This is a genomic window from Streptomyces sp. HmicA12, from assembly GCF_000373565.1.
GTDB lineage: Bacteria > Actinomycetota > Actinomycetes > Streptomycetales > Streptomycetaceae > Streptomyces.
The window spans coordinates 444212-465505 of record NZ_KB891842.1; the positions used below are offsets into that span (position 1 = coordinate 444212).

20 protein-coding genes are annotated in these 21294 nt (G+C 72.1%); 15 read left to right on the top strand and 5 right to left on the bottom strand.

Annotated elements, in window-relative coordinates; translation table 11 throughout:
- Window positions 1-24 precede the first annotated feature (24 nt).
- Genes B072_RS0134835 through B072_RS0134855 form a run of 5 tightly spaced genes read left to right on the top strand, consistent with a single transcriptional unit; the run spans window position 25 to window position 6074 of the window.
- Entirely contained in the window at window positions 25-1761 is a 1737-nt protein-coding gene (locus B072_RS0134835) for an ABC transporter substrate-binding protein (protein ID WP_018534611.1), read from the top strand.
- A 2-nt stretch (window positions 1762-1763) separates the two neighbouring features.
- On the top strand, window positions 1764-2765 hold the full coding sequence (locus tag B072_RS0134840; protein WP_026246611.1) for an ABC transporter permease: 1002 nt from the start codon (window positions 1764-1766) through the stop codon (window positions 2763-2765).
- Window positions 2765-3805 carry an ABC transporter ATP-binding protein gene (locus B072_RS0134845; RefSeq protein WP_018534613.1) on the top strand — a complete coding sequence of 347 codons (1041 nt, stop codon included), beginning with the start codon at window positions 2765-2767 and terminating at the stop codon, window positions 3803-3805. The genes B072_RS0134840 and B072_RS0134845 overlap by 1 nt, the downstream gene beginning before the upstream one ends.
- Complete coding sequence (locus tag B072_RS0134850; protein WP_018534614.1) at window positions 3802-4818, top strand: ABC transporter ATP-binding protein; 1017 nt, start codon at window positions 3802-3804, stop codon at window positions 4816-4818. Before B072_RS0134845 ends, B072_RS0134850 begins: the two co-directional genes overlap by 4 nt.
- Before the next feature lie 38 nt (window positions 4819-4856).
- Entirely contained in the window at window positions 4857-6074 is a 1218-nt protein-coding gene (locus tag B072_RS0134855) for an amidohydrolase (protein WP_018534615.1), read from the top strand.
- 6 nt (window positions 6075-6080) lie between these two features.
- Here the strand turns inward: B072_RS0134855 and B072_RS0134860 are convergent, their stop codons facing one another.
- Window positions 6081-6803 (bottom strand): FadR/GntR family transcriptional regulator, encoded by a 723-nt coding sequence (locus tag B072_RS0134860; protein WP_234018984.1) that lies wholly within the window; start codon window positions 6801-6803, stop codon window positions 6081-6083.
- A 105-nt stretch (window positions 6804-6908) separates the two neighbouring features.
- Between B072_RS0134860 and B072_RS0134865 the strand changes: the two genes are divergently transcribed.
- The 8 genes from B072_RS0134865 (at window position 6909) to B072_RS0134900 (ending at window position 15834) form a co-directional block, all read left to right on the top strand.
- Entirely contained in the window at window positions 6909-8633 is a 1725-nt protein-coding gene (locus B072_RS0134865; protein WP_018534617.1) for an IlvD/Edd family dehydratase, read from the top strand.
- A gap of 42 nt (window positions 8634-8675) precedes the next feature.
- On the top strand, window positions 8676-9836 hold the full coding sequence (locus B072_RS0134870; protein ID WP_018534618.1) for a fumarylacetoacetate hydrolase family protein: 1161 nt from the start codon (window positions 8676-8678) through the stop codon (window positions 9834-9836).
- Window positions 9837-10009: 173 nt separating this feature from the next.
- A complete protein-coding gene (locus B072_RS0134875) occupies window positions 10010-10705 on the top strand; it encodes a hypothetical protein (protein ID WP_199791123.1) in 696 nt (231 codons plus the stop codon).
- A 127-nt stretch (window positions 10706-10832) separates the two neighbouring features.
- On the top strand, window positions 10833-11426 hold the full coding sequence (locus B072_RS0134880; RefSeq protein ID WP_018534620.1) for an ArsR/SmtB family transcription factor: 594 nt from the start codon (window positions 10833-10835) through the stop codon (window positions 11424-11426).
- 15 nt (window positions 11427-11441) lie between these two features.
- A complete protein-coding gene (locus B072_RS0134885) occupies window positions 11442-12713 on the top strand; it encodes an MFS transporter (RefSeq protein ID WP_018534621.1) in 1272 nt (423 codons plus the stop codon).
- A 78-nt stretch (window positions 12714-12791) separates the two neighbouring features.
- Window positions 12792-13628 (top strand): cyclase family protein, encoded by an 837-nt coding sequence (locus B072_RS0134890; RefSeq protein WP_051127352.1) that lies wholly within the window; start codon window positions 12792-12794, stop codon window positions 13626-13628.
- A complete protein-coding gene (locus B072_RS0134895; RefSeq protein ID WP_018534623.1) occupies window positions 13625-15274 on the top strand; it encodes a thiamine pyrophosphate-binding protein in 1650 nt (549 codons plus the stop codon). Before B072_RS0134890 ends, B072_RS0134895 begins: the two co-directional genes overlap by 4 nt.
- Before the next feature lie 20 nt (window positions 15275-15294).
- Window positions 15295-15834, top strand: a complete 540-nt coding sequence (locus B072_RS0134900) for a hypothetical protein (RefSeq protein WP_234018985.1) — start codon at window positions 15295-15297, stop codon at window positions 15832-15834.
- A gap of 13 nt (window positions 15835-15847) precedes the next feature.
- Here the strand turns inward: B072_RS0134900 and B072_RS0134905 are convergent, their stop codons facing one another.
- A complete protein-coding gene (locus tag B072_RS0134905) occupies window positions 15848-16822 on the bottom strand; it encodes a MerR family transcriptional regulator (protein ID WP_018534625.1) in 975 nt (324 codons plus the stop codon).
- A 94-nt stretch (window positions 16823-16916) separates the two neighbouring features.
- On the opposite strand from B072_RS0134905, the gene B072_RS0134910 reads away from it, so the two are divergent.
- Window positions 16917-18437 (top strand): alpha/beta hydrolase, encoded by a 1521-nt coding sequence (locus B072_RS0134910; RefSeq protein ID WP_018534626.1) that lies wholly within the window; start codon window positions 16917-16919, stop codon window positions 18435-18437.
- Window positions 18438-18446: 9 nt separating this feature from the next.
- Here the strand turns inward: B072_RS0134910 and B072_RS0134915 are convergent, their stop codons facing one another.
- The 3 genes from B072_RS0134915 to B072_RS0134925 all read right to left on the bottom strand — a co-directional run bounded on the left by B072_RS0134915 (window position 18447) and on the right by B072_RS0134925 (window position 20402).
- Complete coding sequence (locus B072_RS0134915) at window positions 18447-18914, bottom strand: SAM-dependent methyltransferase (RefSeq protein WP_018534627.1); 468 nt, start codon at window positions 18912-18914, stop codon at window positions 18447-18449.
- Window positions 18915-18987: 73 nt separating this feature from the next.
- A complete protein-coding gene (locus B072_RS0134920; RefSeq protein WP_018534628.1) occupies window positions 18988-19815 on the bottom strand; it encodes an SAM-dependent methyltransferase in 828 nt (275 codons plus the stop codon).
- Window positions 19816-19934: 119 nt separating this feature from the next.
- Window positions 19935-20402, bottom strand: coding sequence for an ester cyclase (locus B072_RS0134925; protein ID WP_018534629.1), 468 nt, complete (start codon window positions 20400-20402; stop codon window positions 19935-19937).
- A gap of 380 nt (window positions 20403-20782) precedes the next feature.
- Between B072_RS0134925 and B072_RS0134935 the strand changes: the two genes are divergently transcribed.
- Window positions 20783-21292 carry a DinB family protein gene (locus B072_RS0134935; protein WP_018534631.1) on the top strand — a complete coding sequence of 170 codons (510 nt, stop codon included), beginning with the start codon at window positions 20783-20785 and terminating at the stop codon, window positions 21290-21292.
- Window positions 21293-21294 lie beyond the last annotated feature (2 nt).

The window sequence follows — 21294 nt, forward strand, 5'->3', positions numbered from 1 at the left end:
CGACCAGGAAATCCAGGAGCAGCAGTGAATCGACGCACCACGGCGGTGCTCGCCCTGACGGTGTCCGCCGGGCTCACCCTCAGCGCGTGCGGCGGCCCCAAGCCGTCGCCCGACGCGGGCTCGCGCGCCCCCGCCGACGCCTTCGAGGCCGTCACGGTCGGCGACGGCGACACGACCAGGGGCGGCAACGTCAACGTCCTCATGTCCACCGACTTCCAGACCCTCGACCCGGGCAACAGCAACTACGTCCAGACGGCCAACGTCGGCCAGCTCTACTACCGCACCCTCACCATGGCGAAGGAGGAGGCCGGCAAGCCGCCGAAGATCGTCCCCGACCTCGCCACCGACCTCGGCAAGGTCTCCAAGGACGGCCTCACCTGGACGTACACCCTGAAGAAGGGGCTGAAGTTCGAGGACGGCTCGCCGATCACCGCCAAGGACGTCAAGTACGGCGTCGAGCGGACCTACGCCCGCGACGTGTACACGCAGGCGCCGCAGGAACTGAACGCCGCGCTGTCCGACGACGGTTACAAGGGCCCTTACGCCAAGGGCTCCGCCGGTGACTTCAAGGGCATCGAGACGCCCGACGCGCGTACGGTCGTCTTCAAGCTGAAGCAGCCGTTCGCCGAGTTCCCGGCCCTCGTCTCGCGCTCCAACACCGCGCCCGTGCCCCGGGCGAAGGACACCAAGCTCGACTACACCAACCACCCGGTGTCCACCGGCCCGTACAAGATCAAGCACTACGACCGCGGCCGCTCCATGCAGCTCGTCCGCAACCCGCAGTGGGACCCGGCGACCGACCCGAACCGCACCGCGCTGCCGGACACCTTCACGTTCAGTCTCTCCACCGCCCAGTCGACCATCAGCCAGCAGCTGCTCGCCGACTCCGACCCGACGGCCCTCACGCTCGACAGCGCGGGCGGCCTGCAGGCGTCCGACGCGGCGAAGCTCGACGGGTCGGACGTCGCGCGGCGCACCGCCTCCGGGCTCATCGGCTGCACCGATGTCCTCGACTTCAACACCGAGTCCATCAAGGACCCGGTCGTGCGCGAGGCGATCGCCATCGCCATCGACCGCAAGGCCATCCACCTCCAGTACGGCGGCGCCCGCTTCGGCAAGCTCACGCAGTCGTACATCAACCCCGACCAGCGCGGTTACGTCACCCAGCACACCGCCCTCGACCCGTCCGGGCAGCCCAGGGTGGCGGCGGCGAAGAAGCTGCTCAAGGGCCGTGACGTCCCGAAGAAGCTCGTCTACGGATACGCCGACGCGACGCCCCGCTACAAGAACATGGGCACCTCGCTCCAGCAGAACCTGAAGCAGATCGGCATCGACCTCGAACTGCGCGCCATCCCCGCCGCGAACTACTACACGACGCTCGCCGGGAAGAACATGCCGGACATCGCCCGCAGCGGCTGGTGCGGCGGCGCCGACAGCGGCTCGGTGCGCACCACCGTCGACCCGAACCTGGGCCCGAGCGTCGACGGCACGTCCTTCGGCTTCTCCAACATCCCCCGCTACCACGACCCGGAGCTCGCCCACGCCATGTACGCCCTGCGCGGCGAGAACGGTACGAGCGAGGAGCTCGGCCGCAAGTGGGCGACGCTCTTCGACCGCGGCATGCAGGACTACCCGCTCGTCCCGCTGATCAGGAACGTCACCCGCAGCGTCGTCGGATCCCGGATCCGTAACGCGCAAGTCGGTTACTTCTTCGGCTCCATCGACCTGTCGACCGTCTCGGTCGTGTCCAAGAAGGGGTGACCATGCCTGCCTTTCTGCTGCGGCGCCTCGGCGCCACCGTCGTCCTGCTGATCGTCATCAGCTTCGTCACCTTCAGCCTCTTCCAGTTCGGGCCCGCCGACCCGGCGGCCGCGGCCTGCGGACAGGAGTGCACACCGCAACGGGTCGCCGAGGCACGCGTCGCCCTCGGCATGGACAAGCCCTTCCTCACCCAGTACCTGACCTACATGTCCGGCCTGTTCCACGGGCGGACGGTCGGCGCGCCCGGTGCGGAATCGATCTGCCAGTGGCCCTGTTTCGGAAAGTCCTTCCAGACGAACGAGGACGTCACCGCCGTACTCGAACGCGCCCTGCCGTACACGGTCTCCGTCGCCGTCGGCGCGATCGTGCTGTGGACGGTCGCCGGGGTCACCCTCGGCACGCTGGCCGCGCTGCGCAAGAACAAGCTCACCGACAAGGTGATCGTCGGCGCCGCCTCCATCGGCGTCTCGCTGCCGATCCCCGTCACCGGACTGCTTCTGCTGCTCGTCTTCGTCTCGACCTTCGACGTGCTGCCGTTCACCACCAACGCGATCACCTCGCCGTTCGGCCCGGCCGGATTCGGCGGCTGGTTCGAGAACTATCTGCTGCCGTGGGTCGCGCTCGCCGTGCTGTTCAGCGCCCAGTACATCCGCGTCACCCGCAGCTCCATGCTGGAGACGTTCGGCGAGGACTTCATGCGCACCGCCCGCTCCAAGGGCCTGTCGAAGACCGTGATGGTCGTCCGGCACGGCGCCCGCGCCGGACTGACCCCCGTCGTCACCATGCTGGGCCTCGACATCGGGCTGCTGCTCGGCGGAGCCGTCCTCACCGAGCAGATCTTCTCCGTGCCCGGCGTCGGTTTCACCGCCGTACGGGCCGCGCAGGCCGGCGATCTGCCCGTGACCATGGCGATCACCCTGCTCGCCGCCTTCTTCATCATCGTCGCCAACGTCGTCGTCGACGCCGTCTACGCCGTCATCGACCCGCGAGTGAGGGCCGCCTGATGACCACCTCCACCGAGCAACCCCTGCTGCGGATACGGGACCTGCACGTCGCGTTCCCCACCGACGACGGGCTCGTGCACGCCGTCAACGGCATGGACCTCACCCTGAACCGGGGCGAGACCGTCGGCATCGTCGGCGAGTCCGGCTCCGGCAAGACCGTCACGAGCCAGGCCCTCATGGGCCTGCTCAAGGAGAGCAGGGCCCAGGTCACCGGCGAGATCCTGCTCGACGGCACCGACCTCAACTCCCTGTCCGAGGACCGGATGCGGACCTGGCGCGGCAAGAAGATCGCCATGATCTTCCAGGACCCGCTCTCCGCGATGCACCCCTTCCACACCGTCGGCGCGCAGATCGCCGAGGCGTACCGGGTCCACAACAAGGTGTCGAGGAAGGCCGCGCTCGCGGTCGCCGTCGACATGCTGGGCCGGGTCGGCATCCCCGACCCGAAGCGGCGGGCCGGCGCCTTCCCGCACGAGTTCTCCGGCGGCATGCGCCAGCGCGCGATGATCGCCATGGCCCTGGTCTGCGAGCCCGAACTGCTCATCGCCGACGAGCCGACCACCGCGCTCGACGTCACCGTGCAGGCCCAGATCCTCGACCTGCTCGGCGAGTTGCAGCAGGAGACCGGCACCGCCGTCGTCCTCGTCACCCACGACCTCGGCGTCGTCGCCGAGGTCTGTCACCACGTCGCCGTCATGTACGGCGGGCAGTGCGTGGAGCGGGGCAGCGTGCGCGAACTGTTCCGGGACCCGCGCCACCCGTACACGCAGGGCCTGCTGGCCTCCATGCCGACACTCGGCGACGAGAGCGAACGGCTGCGCCCCATCCCCGGGTTCCCGCCGTCGCTCACCGCCCTGCCCGTCGGCTGTCTCTTCGCGGACCGCTGTCCGCAGACCCACCTCGTGCCCGACGGCCTGTGCCACGGCGAGCGGCCCGCGTTCGTCACCGGCGACGCGGCCGACCATCCCTCCCGGTGCCACCAGGAGAACCTCGACGCAGGGAGAACCGCCGGGGAAACCACCGAGGAGGCCGCGCGATGACCACCACCGAGCAGACCCCGCTGCTTGAGGCCGAAGGGCTGACCAAGCACTTCCCGGGCAGGGGCGGCCTGTTGGGCCGCGGCGGCGCCCCGATCAAGGCCGTCGACGGCGTGAGCTTCTCCGTCGGCGCCGGACAGACCCTCGGCATCGTCGGCGAGTCCGGCTGCGGCAAGTCCACCACCGGCCGGCTCCTGATGCGCCTGCTCGAACCGACCTCCGGCACCATCCGCCTCGACGGCCGCGACATCGGCGCGATGAAGCGGGCCGAGGCGCAGGAGTACCGCCGCCAGGTCCAGATGGTCTTCCAGAACCCCACCTCCTCCCTCAACCCCCGGCAGACCGTCGGCGCCGCCATCGCCGCGCCGCTGCAGGCCCAGGGCATCGAACCGCCCGGCGGGATCAAGACGCGCGTCCGCGAACTGATGGACCGGGTGGGCCTGCGCCCCGACCACTACAACCGCTTCCCGCACGAGTTCTCCGGCGGCCAGAAGCAGCGCGTCGGCATCGCCCGCGCCCTCGCTCTCGAACCGCGCCTCATCATCTGCGACGAACCGGTCTCCGCCCTCGACGTCTCCGTCCAGGCCCAGGTCGTCAACCTCCTCCAGGACATCCAGGCCGACACCGGCGTCTCGTACCTCTTCATCGCCCACGACCTGTCCGTCGTACGGCACTTCGCCGACCGGGTCGCCGTCATGTACCTCGGCAAGGTCATGGAGAGCGGCGCGACCCGGGACGTCTTCGACCACCCCCGCCACCCCTACACGCGGGCCCTGCTCTCCGCCGTCCCGCAGCCCGACCCGGACGCCGACCGGGGCCGCAGGATCCGGCTCAGCGGCGACCTGCCCACGCCCGCGAACCCGCCGTCCGGCTGCGTGTTCCGTACGCGCTGCCCGCTGCGCCCCACCCTCGGCGAGGCCGAGCAGGCGCGGTGCGCGGGGGAGGTGCCGGCCGTGGCGAGCGACGAAGGACCCGCCTGCCACTTCGGCGACCGGGCCGTCGCCGCACTTCACTGACCCACCCATCGACCGACAACGTAAGGAAGTTGCACCACATGCTCATCCGTGACGTCCGCCCCTGGGGCGGCGACCGCAGCGACGTAGAGCTCGACGGCACCCGCATCGCGGCGATCCGCCCGCACGACCCGGCCGCCACGCCCGCGGGCGAGGTCGTCGAGGGCCGCGGCCGGCTCCTCCTGCCCTCCTTCAGCGACGTCCACGTCCACCTGGACTCCACCCGCATCGGCCTGCCGTTCCGCCCGCACACCGGTGGCCCCGGCGTGTGGACGATGATGATGAACGACCGCGAGAACTGGCGCGACGCCGAGGTCCCGCTGCCCGAGCGGGTCGCCGGCACGCTGGCCCGCATGATCGAGCGCGGCACGACCCGGGTGCGGACGTACGCGCAGGTCGACGTGGACTGCAAGCTGGAGAAGTTCGAGGCCGTCCTCGCCGCCAAGGAGAAGTACGGGCACCTCGCCGATGTCCAGATCATGACGTTCCCGCAGGCCGGCATCCTGCGCGAGCCGGGGACCGAGCAGTACCTGGAGGCCTCGCTCAAGGCGGGCGCCGACGTGATGGGCGGCATCGACCCCTGCACCCTGGACCGCGACCCCAAGGGCCACCTCGACGTCGTCTTCGGGCTCGCCGAGAAGTACGGCGTCGAGGTCGACATCCACCTGCACGAGCCCGGCGAGCTCGGCGTCTTCTCGACCGACCTGATCCTGGAGCGGGTCCGCGCGCTCGGCATGCAGGGCAAGGTCACCATGTCGCACGCCTACGAGCTCGGCTCGGTCAACGAGTCCACCAGCCGCCGTCTCATCGAGGAGTTCGCGGAGCTCGACATCGCCATGGCGACCGTCGCCCCCGCCGCCCGCAACCAGCTCTCCCTGGTCCAGCTCACCGAGGCGGGCGTCCGCGTCGGCCTCGGCGAGGACGGGCAGCGCGACTACTGGAGCCCGTACGGCAACTGCGACCTGCTCGACCGCACCTGGCAGCTCGCCTTCACCAACAACTTCCGCCGCGACGACCACATCGAGATGTCCCTCGCGGTCGCCACCATGGGCGGCGCCTCGATCATGAGCCACGACGTGCCGCACCTCGCCGGAGTCACCGACCGGCCGGGTCTCGCGGTCGGCGACCGCGCCGATCTGCTGCTCGTCGACGGCGAGACGCCGAGCAGCGCCGTCATGGACCGCGGCACCGACCGCACGGTCCTGCACGACGGCCGCGTCGTGGCGGACGGCCTCGAACTGGTCGCGGCCGCCCTCTAGCCGCGGTCAGGGAGCGGGGAACCCGGGGGACGCGGCGAGTTCCTGTTCGGCGGCGGTGATCAGCCGGGTGACGGCGGCCGCCGCGTCCGCCCCGCGGCCCGCCGTCACCGCGTCCAGAACCGCCCGGTGCCCGGGCAGGGACGAGGTGGCGGCGCCCGGCGTCTGCGTACTGATCGCGAAGTGGTGCCGCAGCGCCACGTCGATCGCACGGCCGAGCGAACCGAGCAGGCGATTGCCGCCGGCGGCCAGCAGGGTGCGGTGGAACACGGTGTCCGCCTCCACGTACGCCGCCCGGTCACCGCGCGCCTCCGCCTCCTCCATCGCGGCCAACGCGGCATTCAGCGCGGGGAGGTGGCCGTTCCCGCGGTGCTTCGCCGCGAGGCGTGCGGCCTCCGGCTCCACGATCCGCCGCAACTCGCCCGTCTCGCGCAGCAGTTGCCGAGGATCGCTCTCCTGCTGCCAGGCCAGCAGATCCCGGTCCAGGTGGTTCCACTCGTCCGACGGCAGCACCCGGGTCCCGGTCCGCGGACGGATGACGAGCATGCCCTTCGCGGCGAGCGCCTTCACCGCCTCGCGCAACGCACCACGGCTCACCCCGAGTTCGGCCGCGAGCAGATCCTCCACGGGCAGCGGGACACCGGCCGGGAAGGCACCCGACACGATCCGGCGGCCGAGGTCGTCGATGAGCCGCTGATGGCCCGTGCGGCGTCCGGCACGTCTCTTCTCCACGATCTCCACCACGATCTCGTGCGCACCCCCTGGACGGTTTCATCGAATCATTCAATGATTGCCCGGCATCGTACGCCCCTACCTCTACGTGGAGGAGTGATCCGCATGTCCGAAGGTCGACGCAGCCAGGCGTGGTTCGGCGCGGCAGGCCGCGGCGGAATGGTGTACCGCTCGTGGATGCGCAACCAGGGCTTCGGACCCGAGGTCTTCGACGGCCGTCCGGTGATCGGCATCGCCGTCTCCGCATCCGAACTCGCCCCGTGCAACGCCCACTTGCCGCGCGTCGCCGAAGCCGTGAAGCGCGGGGTGTGGCAGGCCGGGGGCTTCCCGCTGGAGTTCCCCACGATGGCGACGGGCGAGACGCTGATGCGGCCCACCGCCATGCTGTACCGCAACCTCATGGCGATGGAGGTCGAGGAGCTGATCCGCGCCAACCCGCTCGACGGCGTGGTGCTGCTCTCCGGCTGCGACAAGACGACCCCGGCCATGCTCATGGGCGCCGCCAGTGTCGATCTGCCCGCCGTGATGGTCACCGGCGGTCCCATGCTCAACGGCAAGTTCCAGGGCCGGGACGTCGGTTCGGGCACGGCGGTGTGGCAGATGGAGGCCGAGGTCAAGGCGGGCCGGATGACCGAGGAGGAGTGCTTCTTCGCCGAGGGCTGCATGGCGCGCTCCAACGGCCACTGCATGACGATGGGCACCGCCTCCACCATGGCCTGCATGGCCGAGACCCTCGGCATGCAGCTGCCGGGCTCCGCGACCTGGCCGGCCGTCGACATGCGCCGCTTCGAGACCGGACAGCGGGCCGGCCGCCGCATCGTCGAGATGGTGGAGGAGGAGCTGCGGCCCTCGCGGATCCTCACCCGGCAGGCGTTCGAGAACGCGATCCGCACCAACGCCGCGATCGGCGGCTCCACCAACGCGATCATCCACCTCACCGCCCTCGCGGGCCGGGTCGGCGTCCCGCTCGACGCCGAGGACTTCGATCAACTCGCGCGCGACGTACCGACGTTGCTGAACCTGATGCCGTCCGGGAAGTACCTCATGGAGGACTTCTGCTACGCGGGCGGACTCCCCGCCGTCCACCGCGAACTGGTCCGCGCCGGACTCCTCCACGGCGAGCAGCTCACCGTCACCGGGCACGGCATCGCCGAGAACGTCGCGGACGCCGAGCGCGTCGGCGACGAGGTCATCACCCCGGTCGACGCCCCGTTCCAGCCGGCCGGCAGCGGCACCGCCGTGCTGCGCGGCAACCTCTGCCCGGACGGCGCCGTCATCAAGCAGTCCGCGGCGTCCCCGCACCTGCTCACCCACACCGGCACCGCCCGCGTCTTCGACACCCCGGAGGCGTACCACGCGGTGTGCGACGACCCGGACCTCGACGTCGACGAGCACACGGTCCTCGTCATCCGCGGCGCGGGCCCCAAGGGCTACCCCGGCATGCCCGAGGTCTCCAACGTGCCCCTCCCGGCGAAGCTGCTGAAGGCCGGCGTCACCGACATGGTGCGGGTGTGCGACGGCCGGATGAGCGGCACCGGATACGGCACGGTCGTCCTGCACGTCGCCCCCGAGGCGGCGGTCGGCGGCCCTCTGGCACTCGTCCGGGACGGAGACACGATCACCCTGGACGTCCCGAAGCGCGTACTCCGACTGAACGTGGAGGACGCGGAGTTGGAGCGCCGCCGTGCGGCCTGGCAGCCACCTGTGCCACACCACACCAGTGGCTACGCGTGGTTGTACACGCAGCACGTCGAAGGAGCGGACCGGGGCGCCGACTTCGACTTCCTGCGCGGTTGCCGCGGCCACGCGGTGCCCCGCGACTCGCACTGACGGACGCAACCACGGAAGAGCCGACGCGCCCCAGGAGCCCGCATGACGATCACCGCCGAGTCCGTGCTGCCCGACGACGCGCGGGACGCACTCCTCGTCGCCCGCGTCCACGAACCCGAGTGGGACGGACCCTGTGTGGCGGCCGTACGCGACGGACACGTCGTCGACCTCACCGCGTACGCGCCCACGGTCGCCGACCTCCTGGAACGCGACGACGCGCAGCACCTCGTCCGGCACGCGGAGGGCGGCCGCGGCTGGTCGCTCGACGCACTCCTCGCGGCGACCGTGGCCGGGCGTCGCGACCTGCCGCACCTGCTCGCCCCCGTCGACCTCCAGGTGATCAAGGCCGCGGGTGTCACATTCGCGGAGAGCCTCATGGAACGGGTCATCGAGGAACGCACCGGCGGTGATCCGGCCCTCGCCGCCCGCACCCGTGACCGCCTCGCCGCCTCCGTGGGCGCGGTGACGGCGGTGCGCCCCGGCTCCCCGGAAGCGGCGAAGGCCAAGGAGATCCTGCTGGCCGACGGGCTGTGGTCGCAGTACCTGGAGGTGGGCATCGGCCCCGACCCGGAAGTGTTCACCAAGGCACCGGTCCTGTCGGCGGTCGGCACCGGCGCCCGGATCGGGATCCTCGCCGCGTCCGTCTGGAACAACCCGGAACCGGAGGCCGTCCTCGCGGTCGACTCCCGGGGCCGGATCCGGGGCGCGCTGCTCGGCAACGACGTCAACCTCCGGGACGTGGAGGGCCGCAGCGCGCTCCTGCTGCCCCGCGCCAAGGACAACAACGCCTCATGCGCCCTCGGCCCGTTCCTGCGCCTGTTCGACGACGGCTTCGGCCTCGACGACGTACGTACCTTGGACATCGACCTCGAAGTGACGGGCACGGACGGCTTCGTCCTGCGCGGCAGCAGCACCATGCGACGCATCAGCCGCGATGTACGGGACCTGGTCGCGTCCGTACACGGCGACCACCACCAACACCCCGACGGCTTCGTGCTGTTCACCGGAACACTGTTCGCGCCGACACAGGACAGGGACGCCCCCGGCGAGGGATTCACCCACCACGAGGGCGACACGGTCCGCGTCTCCAGCCCGCGCCTGGGATCCCTGCTCAACACCGTCACCACCAGCGAGGCGGCGCCGCCGTGGGAGTACGGGCTGCGGCGGCTGATGCGCAGCCTGGCGGGCAGGGGAGTGCTCTGACACGCGGTGCGCACCCGAGTTGTCGCAGGTCCGGGTCATTGTCCGTGATCCGTAACGATCCCGTACGGGCGGTATGGAGGGATCGGCTCCGCGGGCACACTTCCCCCGATTCGAGCAGCTGACCGGCGCATCATCGCGTGCGCGGAACATCGGGGGATCCGACCATGCGTGTGATGCGCAAGAGCATGAAGCTGTACGCACTGGGAGCGGCCGTCGCGGCGGCCCTGACCGTCACCGCCTGCGGGTCGGGCGACGGGGACGGCAAGGCCGGCGAGTCGGCGAGCCCGTCCGCGAGCGTGTCGTCGAGTCCTTCCGCTCAGGCGTCGCCGTCCAGCGGCACGTCCTCGAAGCCGGCCCCGGCCAAGACGGGAACGACCGTTCCGGCCGCGTCCGCCGACGGCAAGGGCGGCGGGGACGACTGGGACTACGCGGACCGGCAGGTCCCGCCGTCCGGCTCGGTCTGCGACCACGGCGGGCAGGGCCCCTACGGGTCGGTCGAGTCCGTCAACTGGGGCGGCGAGAGCCCGTATCCGGTGATGGGCCTGGTCCTCGGCCACTACGAGTGCGGCGACACCGGGCCGAACTTCGTGCCGTCCAGCGCGACCGGCGCCGCGTCGAACGTGTTCGTCGACTCCCACCACCTCAAGGTGGTCGTGGGCGGCAAGCTGGCGAGCGACCTGGGCACCAGGACGCCGAAGCCCGACAAGTTCCTCGACCAGCTCGCGCTGATGCAGGACAAGGGACAGCTCGGCGGGCCCAAGGCGCCGCAGTTCTACTTCCGGATCGACGCCTCCTCCGACGACGTGAACGCGATGCCGGACGACGACAGCCACCTCATCTACCTGTACCAGATCGTCGACGGCGACTGAGGCCCGGTCGCAGGAGGCCGACGGCGGGGCGCCGAGCCCCGCCGTCGGCGTGCCAGGCCATCAGGCCGTGACCGGCAGATCTGAAAATTCTCTTGCGAAACTATATTTTCACTTCTAGCGTGCGGGCATGCGGCCCAAGGACGAACCCGAACGGATCACCGACCTGTCCCGCCTCAAGGCATTCACGAACCCCTTGCGGGTGCGGCTCTACCGGCTGCTGTACGCGGCCGGGACGGCGACCGCCTCGCAGCTGGCCGAACAGGTCGATCAGGTGCCGTCGCTGGTCAGTTACCACCTGCGCAAGCTCGCGGAGCTCGGCTTCGTGGCCGAGGCCGAACCGCAGCGCGCGGACGGCCGGGAGCGCTGGTGGCGGGTGGACTCCGAAGAAGGCTGGGGCTTTCGCGACTCGGACTTCGCCGATACGCCCGAGGGCGTCGCCGCCGTCGGCTCGGTCACCCGCGGCATCTTCGAGACACGGGCCGACCACTACCGCACGTACCTCGACCAACGGGCCGCGTGGGACCGGCGGTGGACCGACGCCGCGTTCAGCTCCGAGTGGCTGCTCGACCTGCGCCCCGACGAACTCGCCGAGATGAGCGACGAGTTGGAGGCGGTGGCCCGGCGCTGGCGCGAGCGCGGCAAGAGCGCGAAGGCGGCCGGTGACACCGCGGGGCGCGAGCACGTGTCGGTGCACCTGTACGGGTTCCCGTTCCGGCCCTGACCTCGGGAGCCCGCCATGGACACCACGGAGGCGCGCGCCTCGGCACCCACCACGGCACAGCCCGCCCGCCCCGCTCACCGCGACGGGAACGTGCTGCGCTGGCTCGTCGCCCACACCGCGTCGCTGGTCGGCGACAGCGTCTACTTCGTCGCCCTCGCCTGGTCCGCGCAAAAGGTCGCGGCACCCGGCGAGGTCGGCCTGGTCATGGCCGCGGGCGCGGTGCCCAGGGCCCTGCTCATGCTGGGCGGCGGAGTGGTGGCCGACCGGTTCGGCCCGCGGCGCATCGTCGTCACCGCCGACGGGGTGCGCTGCGTGATCGTCCTCGCGGTGGCCGCCGGCGTCGCGCTCACCACCCCGGCGCTGTGGCTCCTGGTGACCGTGGCCCTGCTGTTCGGCGCCGTCGACGCACTGTTCGTGCCCGCGGTCGGCGCCCTCCCGTCCCGGCTCACGGACCTCGACCAGCTGGCCCGGGTGACCGGCATGCGCGCCCTCTCGATGCGCCTGAGCCAGATCGCGGGTCCGCCGGTCGGCGGCCTGGCCATGGGACACGGCGGCGCCGGTACCGCGTTCGCGATCGCCGGGCTGCTCTTCGCGCTGTCGCTGCCGCTGCTGCTCACCCTGCGGCTGCGCCCCCTCGACACGCGCGACACGGACCGGCCGGTGTCGCGTACGGCACGGCAGGACCTGCTCGACGGCCTGCGTCACATCCGCGGCAACCGCCTCGTCCTGCCGCTCGTCATCGCCCTGGCCATCAGCGAGTTCGGGCTGACCGGCACACTCAACGTCGGCCTGGTGCTGCTGGGCGACGAACGCGGCTGGGGCCCTTCGGGCTACGGCACGATCGTCAGCGCCTTCGGCGCCGGGGCGGCGATCAGCGCCGCGCTGCTCGCCAAGGCGGGCTGGGTGCCGCGGGCCGGCCTCGTGCTGACCGGGACCCTGTTCGGCGGCTGCCTGGGCGCCGCCGGCATCGCGCTGGTGCCGACCCTGCCGTACGCCGTGGCGACAGCAGCCGTCATCGGGGTGTGCGCGGGCGTCTTCGGCAGCCTCGACAACGCCCTCGTCCTGACCGCGACGGACCCCGCCCACCTGGGCCGGACCACGTCCGTCCTCATGCTCACCATGGTCGGCATCGCGCCGCTGAGCTACCCGATCGTGGGCGCGGCCATCGGCGCCGTGGGCGCGACACCGGTGTTCGTCGGCTGCGGCGCCTTCGCCTCCCTGGGCGTGGTCGTCGCCCTCGCCGCCGGCCCGGTGCGCCGGGCCGAGCTGCCGCGCCCGGACCGGTGAGACGCGCTGCTCCCGCCGACCGCCGCCGCCGGAACCCCGACGCTTGTGCACCCCCGCAACTGCCTTCAGGATGCAGGCATGTCTGAGTCAACGGCAGCAGCCGCAGCAGCGTCGCAGTCCTCGTCACCGTCCGTACTGGCCGCCCTGGTGGCCGGGTTGCGGGGTGGCGCGATCGAAGTCGTCGACCTCACCGCGCCGTTGTCGTCCACCACCCCCGTGCTGCAGCTGCCGCCCCAGTTCGGGCAGACCGCCGTGTTCGAGCTGGAGGAGATCAGCCGGTACGACGACCGGGGGCCCGGCTGGTACTGGAACAACTTCCGGTCCGGCGAGCACACCGGCACCCACTTCGACGCGCCCAACCACTGGGTGACCGGCCAGGACCTCGGCGACATCGCCTCGGTCCCGGCCCGACAGCTCGTGGCGCCCGCCGCCGTGCTCGACGTCACCGACGAGGTCGCCAAGGATCCCGACTTCCTCGTCGAGGTGGAGCACATCCAGGCCTGGCAGCACCGGTACGGCGCCCTGCCCGACGGTGGCTGGCTGCTCGTGCGGACGGGCTGGAGCAGCAGGTCGTACGCGCAGGAGCCGTTCCTGAACGCCGACGAGAGCGGGCCGCACACACCGGGGCTCTCCGTCGAGTGCGCCCGCTGGGTGGCCGAGGAGGCACCGGTGCTCGGGCTCGGCGTGGAGACGGTCGGCACCGACGCGGGCGCGGCGCACGGGTTCGACCCGGCGTTCCCCTGCCACTCGTACCTCATGGGCAGCGGCAAGTACGGCCTGACGCAGCTGCAGAACCTGGCCGAACTCCCGCCGACCGGAGCCGTGGTGGTCGCGGGGCCGCTGCCGATCGTCTCCGGATCCGGGGCACCGGCCCGCGTCCTCGCCCTCGTCGAGCGGACGGGGCAGCCGTCATGAAGGTCGCCGAAGTGGTCGGGCGCGCCCTCGTCGCCGCGGGCGTCGGGCAGGTCTTCGGCGTGGTGGGTTCCGGGAACTTCCACGTCACCAACGCGATGGTGGCGGCCGGAGCGAGGTTCGTCGCCACCCGCCACGAGGGCGGCGCCGCCACCATGGCCGACGCGTACGCCCGGGTCGGCGGCGCCGTGGCCGCGGTCAGCGTGCACCAGGGGTGCGGGCTCACCAACGCCCTCACCGGGATCGGCGAGGCCGCCAAGAGCGGGACACCGCTCGTCGTCGTCGCGGCCGAGGCCACACAGCCGAACTCCAACTTCCATGTCGACCAAGGGGCGTTGGCGCAGGCGGTCGGCGCCCGCACCGCCCGTGTGACGTCCGCCGAGGAGGCCGCCGCGCAGACCCGCGACGCCGTGCGACGGGCCGTCCACGAGCGGTGCACCGTCGTGCTCAACCTCCCGCTCGACGTACAGACCCAGGACGTACCCGACCCGGACCGGGCCCTCGCCGCCGTCGCGCCGCCGTCCCCGCGCCCCGCCGCCGAACCCGTCGACGCCGACATCACGGCCCTCGCCGATCTCCTCGCGCGGGCCGAGCGGCCGGTGTTCATCGCGGGACGCGGCGCGCGCGGACCGGGCTGCCGCGCGGCGCTGGAGGCGCTCGCCGAACGCTGCGGCGCGCTGCTCGCGACCTCGGCCGTGGCCCGCGGCCTGTTCCACGGCAACACATGGTCGCTCGACGTCTCCGGCGGTTTCGCCTCCCCGCTCGCCGCCGAGCTGATCGAGGGTGCCGACGCGATCGTGGCCTGGGGCTGCTCGCTGACCATGTGGACGACACGGCACGGCCGGCTCATCGGCCCGGACACCACCCTCGCCCAGGTCGACGACGACCCCGCGGCGCTCGGCGGGCAGCGCCCCGTCCACCTCGGCGTCACCGGCGACGTCCTGCTGACCGCGACCAGGACACTCACCACGCTCGGGGACGGCCACGCGACGGGCTACCGCACCCCCGACACCGCCGAGGCGCTCGCCGCACGCCTGCGCTGGCGCGACATCCCGTACGAGGACGAGGGCACCCGGGACCGCATCGACCCGCGCACGCTCAGCATCGCCCTCGACGAGATCCTCCCCGCCGAACGCGTCATCGGCATCGACTCGGGCAACTTCATGGGCCACCCGACGATGTACCTGTCCGTCCCCGACGAGCAGGGCCTGTGCTTCACGCAGGCCTTCCAGTCCATCGGCCTCGGCCTCGCCACCACCATCGGCGCGGCCCTGGCCCGCCCGGACCGGCTCCCGGTGGCCGCACTCGGCGACGGCGGCGCGCTGATGAGCGCCGTCGAACTCGACACGGTGCGCCGCCTCGGCCTGCCCATGGTGGTCGTCGTCTACAACGACGACGCGTACGGCGCGGAGGTGCACCACTTCGGCCCGGACGGATTCCCGCTCGGCACGGTCGAGTTCCCGCCCACCGACATCGCCGCCGTGGCCCGCGGCTACGGCTTCGAGGCGGTGACCGTGCGCACCCCGGCCGACCTGAAGGCCGTACGGGACTGGGTCGAAGGACCGCGGAGCACACCACTGCTCGTCGACGCCAAGGTGGTCAGGGAGCACGGGTCGTGGTGGCTCGAAGAGGCGTTCCGGGGGCACTGATGTCGAGTTTTCAGGAGCATGTGACGCGGGTTGTGGACGAGGTCGTCGCGGGGTTTCCGGCGGACGCCGCGATCTACGCGGTGACGTTCCGGGCCGACAGCGTCGAGCAGGACCCGCGCCGTCCGTACGTGGCGGTCGGCTACACGACCGAGGCGGACGCCGCGGAGTCGGTCCGGCGGACGCCGGACGCCTGGGAGGCACGCTGGAGTTACGCGTTCTTCCCCCGCACCGGACTCGAAGGCGTGGCCTCCGTCGGGCGCGACCGGGGCGGCGACGCACTGTGCCGCGCGGAGATCGAGTCGCTGGGCCTGTGGTACGAGGACGCGGACGGGGAGGGCGAGGTGGACGACCTCGATGAGCGGCTGGCCGAGTGGTTCCACGACGTGTGCGTCGCGGCGGCCCGGCGGCTGCACGAGAGCGGCCGGATCACCGCCGTCCTGGGGCGACCGGTGCCGGTGATCCTCTACGACATGTTCGAGCCCGACGCCATGTTCGAGCTGACCGCGCGGGCCAACCCGGCCGAGCTGGTCGCGGAGTTCATGACGGAGGCGGCGCGGTAGCCGTCCCGCGCGCTCAGGCCGCGAGTTGCGTGTCCAGCGCGGCCAGCAACCAGTCGTGCGCGGTGCCCGGCGTCGGCTCCGGACGGGCGCCCTCAGGGGTGACCAGCTCCGACACCAGGGCCCAGTAGCCGTCGAGCCGTGGGTCGACCGCGAGCTGCCGGGCCAGCTCGTGGCGGAACCCCGGGGTGTCCCGGCACCGGAGCACGCTCGCGTACGTCGCCACGAAGCAGTCGAGGGCGTCGCCCGGCGCGGGGCCCGCGCCCGCGCGCATCGTGCGGGCCGCCAGGTCGTAGGCCTCCGCGAGGCCCGCGTACAGCAGCGCGGATTCCCGCGCGCCCGCCGCCCGGTGCGCGGCCGGCTGGGTGGGGGCGCCGGGCGGGCTCGGGCAGGGCCGTGACACCAGGGCGCACAGCCGCGCGAAGGCGAGCACCTGGGCCGGCGACGGGGCGTCGGGCGGCTCCGGGACGGTGGCCGCCAGGAAGGCGGCCCGCGCCTTCGCCGGCATCCGCGGCGGCAGCCAGGCCCGCCAGAACCGGGCCAGCGGGTCCGTGCTCGGCGGCGTACCCAGCGCGCCCACGAGCCGCAGCCGGTCCGCGCGCTCCCGCGGGGAGGACTCGTGGACCAGCCGCAGCGCCGCCTCCTGCCAGCGCAGCGCGCTGAGCCGCGAGCCGAGCGTGCGCAACTGTCCCGCGACGGCGTCCTCCAAAACCCCTTGCGCGCCCGCCTGTTCGTCGACGATGCGGCGCACCTCCGGGACGGGCAGGCCGAGGCCGCGCAGGGAACGGATGAACGCCAGCCGCTCCAGCGCGTCGGGGGCGTAGCGGCGGTGTCCGCCCGCGCTGCGCGAGCGCTCCGGCAGCAGACCGCTGTCGGAGTAGAAGCGGACGGTCTTGACGGTGGTGCCCGCGTGCTCGGCGAGCTCGCCGATGCTCCACAGGCCATCGGCCCCGGAGACGGACGCGGAAACGGGCTCGGACGGCAGCGGCACTTGAACCTCCCTCAGGGGGAGTTCCTAACCTACCGGCCGACGCGGCGGGCGGACGGTCCTGCCGCGGACGACGGAGTCCCGAGGAGTGTGGGTCATGACGGAGTTCGTTCTGGTTCCGGGGTTGTTCACCGGCCCGCAGGTGTGGCGGGAGACGGCCGGAAAGCTGGCGGCCGAGGGGGCGAAGACACATGTGGTGGGCCTGCCCGCGGCGGACGGCGGGGAGGGGCCCGGCGTCGATCTGGAGGCCCTCATCGCACGGGTCGTCGAGACGATCGACGCCATCGGCGCGGCCGAGGACGAGCCCGATGTCGTGCTCGTCGGGCACGACTACGGAGTGTTCGCGGCGGTGGGCGCGGCCGACCGGCGCGCGGGGCGGATCGCGCGGATCGTCTACGTCGACGCGCCGCTGGTCGGGGACGGCATGCCGCCCCTGGCCGCCGTCCCCGACCAGGAGCTGCGCGAACGCCTCGCCGCGGCCGGGGAGACGGCGGGAGAGCTGGCGCCGCCCGCCCGCGACGAGTGGCGGCGCTGGGGGAGCACCGCGGGCCTCACCGACGAGGCCCTCGACCGGCTGACCGAGGCCGCCGTGCCCCAGCCGCTCGGCACCCTGCTGCTACCGCTGCGCCTGACCGGGGCGGCCGAGCCGATCCCGACCACCGGAGTGCTCTGCGCGGAGAGCGGCGCGACCATCGCCGCCGTCCGCATGCTGCTGAGCTTCGGCGACCCGGCGCTCCAGGCCCTGGCCAGGCCCGACGTCACGTTCTTCGAACTGCCCACCGGGCACTGGCCGATGCTGTCCTGCCCCGACGAGCTCGCCGGCGCCCTGCTCGCGGCCGCCGCGGGCGACGGGGTCAGCCTCGCCGCCCCCGCGCAGGAGGAGCCGGCGACGCCCGGATATCTGCGGCCCTTCCTCATCGACGTACCGGAGATCCCCCGCGAACGGCACGGCACCGTCGATCTGTACGTTCCCGAAGGCGCGGAGTCGACGCCGCGTCCCGCGATCGTGTTCGTGCACGGCGGGCCCGTGCCGGCCGGCGTGGAGCCGACACCGCGCGACTGGTCGACCTTCGTCGGCTACGCCCGTCTCGCCGCGGACCACGGAGTGGTCGGGGTGACGCTCGACCACCGGCTGCACGACGTGAGCGCCTATCCGACGGCCGCGGAGGACCTGGCCGCCGCGGTGGCCGAGGTGCGCGCCGACCCACGGGTCGACGCGGACCGGATCGCCCTGTGGTTCTTCTCCGGCAGCGGGCCGATGACGGCTCCGTGGCTGAGCGAGCCGCCGCCGTGGCTGCGCTGCCTGGCCGCCTGCTACCCGATCATGGCGCCGCTGCCGGGCTGGGGCGTGAACGACCCCCGGTTCCGGCCCGCGGAGGTGGTGGCGCGCGGCGGCACGCTGCCGTTCGTCCTCGTCCGGGCGGGCCTGGAGACGTCCGCGGTCGCCGCGACCGTGGCCGAGTTCGTCGCCGCGGCCGAGACCGGCGGCGTACCGGTCGAGGTGATCGACGTACCCGACGGTCACCACGCCTTCGAGGGGCTCGACCACAGCGACACCGCGCGCGTGGCCGTGCGGGAGGCGATGCGGCGGGTGCTGGAGCGGCTGGACGTCCGGTAGTGGCAGCGCCTACGGCTTGAAGTACTCCGCCATCAGGTCGCTGACCCATTCCGGCTGGCTGACGTCGACGACGCGGAACTCCTTCATCGTCGGCTTCAGGTCGATGACCGGGGTGCCGGATACCGCGTCGAGGCCCACCACGGTGAGTTCGCGGCCGCGGACCGACTCGATCGCGCAGCACGTCACCCCGATGCGGTTCGGTCTGCGGGGGCCGCGGCCGGCGAACACCCCGACGGGCGGGAGGCCGGAGCGACCGCGGTAGGGGCGGGGCTCGCGGTGGTCGTCGCTCTCCGGGAACCGGTCGAAGACGAAGAGGACCTCCACGTGGGAGAAGCCATCGAGGCCCTGGAGGCAGGCGTCACCGAACCGCTCGTCGACGGTGATCGTGCTGCGCACGGCACCCCAGTTGTCGGTGTCCTGGACGTCCGTCCGGTCGTTGCGGACCGTACCGATCGGTGTGATCTCGAAGCTGGACATGGCCACGGTTCTCCCTCATCGGCCCCGCCCGGAGACGGTCCCCCGTCCACGTACCGGACGAACGGCTTTGTCGTCACGCCTTCTTGGCCACTCCGCAGAAATGGGTCACGTCCACGATCCCGGCCTCGTCGGCGGTGTCCGGGCGCCAGCGGGAGCAGGAGACGAGGCCCGGTTCGAGCAGGTCGGTGCCGTCGAAGAGCGTGAGGAGTTCCGCCCGGGTGCGCAGGGTCATGGGGGCCGAGCCCTGGCTGTTCCAGTAGCGCACCGCCTCCGCCATCGCCTCGCCGTCCACCTCGGTGGTGGGGTGGGAGATCACCAGGTGGCTGCCGGAGGGCAGGGCGTCCAGGAGCGTGCGGACGATGCTCCGGGCCTGCTCGGTGTCCATGATGAAGTTGACGACGCCGAGCATCGTCAGGGCGATCGGGCGCGTGAAGTCCAGGGTCGCGGCGGCCCGTTGCAGGATGGCGCCGGGGTCGTGCACGTCGGCCTCGATGTAGTCCGTGGCGCCCTCGGCGGTGCTGGTGAGCAGCGCGTGCGCGTGCCGGAGCACGATCGGGTCGTTGTCCACGTACACGATGCGGCAGCTCGGGTCGGAGCGCTGGGCGACCTCGTGGGTGTTGTCGACCGTGGGCAGCCCGGTGCCGACGTCCAGGAACTGCCGGATCCCGGCCTGCCCGACGAGGAACTTGACGGCCCGCGCCAGGAACTGACGGTCCGCCACGGCGGAGCGGGGGAGCGCCGGCACGAACCCGAGGATCTGCTCACCGACCTCCTCGTCGACGGGGTAGTTGTCCTTGCCGCCGAGCCAGTAGTTCCAGATGCGGGCCGAGTGCGACACATCGGTGCGGAGCCGGGCTGTGCGGACGTGGGTTTCGTCGTGGGACAGCGACGCGTCTGACATGCCTGGGTCTCCTCAAGGTCTTCACGTGATCGGCAACGCGCTTAATCTAGACCTGTGTTGATCGCCCGGCATCCCACTCCGGCGATACTTGTCCAGCTTCGGTCGCCGTGCCGGCCCCGTCAGGACGGCACCATGCCGAGCTGGCGCAGCTGGGAGAGCACATCGACGACGCCCTGGATCTCGACGACCCGCCCGCCCGCGAACCGGAAGATGAAGATCTCCCGGTAGGAGACGCTCTTCCCGGTGGCCGGCCTGCCGCGGTACTCGCCCAGGTGGGTCCCGGTGACGGTGTTCCTGACGACGACCTTGTCCGCCTGCGCGATCGTCTCCTCGACGGTGACGCGAAGATCGGGAAAGGCGCGCAGGAGGATCTCCCAGACACGCTTCAACGCCTCGATTCCCGTCACGTCCATCGGTATCGGGGTGTGGAAGTCGAGGTCCGGCGCGAAGTACGCGTCCATGGCCTCGGCGACGGCGGCCGGGTCACCGGTGTTCGCGGCGTCGTGGAAGCGGGTGAGGATTGCGGTGTGGTCCGTCGCCGCCGTGGTGGTCGCGGAGGTCGGCGCGGGTGTCTGTGAAGTCGGCATGAGTGTCTCCGGAACGGTCGTCGGGTCTCGCATCGGCAAAGGTCGCTCGGTCATGCGCCGGTAGGCATCGCTCGCTCTCGCTTCGGCGCGAGGTCTCGGCAGTACGACGAGACCGTGGCCGGGATGGTGACTCCGCCGATGGGGAGCCCGCACGTGCGCGGCCGGGCGTTGTCGTACCCCCGGTGTAGCGTCAGGGCCGGAGTCAGGCTCACGTTCTGCTCGGTGGACGGAGGCGTGCGGATGACGAGTACGACAGGCGCTGTCGTGGTGGTGTGGTTCCGGCATATCGGCCGGAGCGCGGAAGCGGTGAGCGGACGTGACAGGTGGCAGACGCGGATGTCGAGCACGCCGGCACGCCCCTTTGAGCTGCGGGCCGCCCGGTGAGCGCCGAACTCGACGCCCTCAAGGGCGCCCTGGACGGCCAGCGCGGGCACGTCCTCGGAATCCTCGAAGGACTCTCGGAGGAGGACCTGCGACGCCCCGTGCTGCCCAGCGGCTGGAGCTGCCTGGCCCTGCTGCGCCACCTCACCCTGGATGTCGAACGCTTCTGGTTCGCCGGGGTGGTCGCGGGCGACCCGGAGGTGACCGCACGGTTCGTGGCGGGCGCGGAGGCGCACTGGTACGTCCCCGAGGGGATGAAGGTCGAGGAGGTCTTCGCCGACTACCGCGCTGCCGTCTCGCGATCGGACGCGGTACTCGCCGGCGCTGCCCCGGACCAGGAACTCGCCGCGTGGCCCACGGAGCTGTGGCCGGACTGGCGGCTGCCCGACGTGCGGCACGTCCTGATCCACGTACTCACCGAAGTCGCCTGCCACAGCGGGCACTTGGATGCCGTGCGCGAACTGATCGACGGCACGACCTGGCTCGGCGGAAGCCCTTACGGGGACTGACT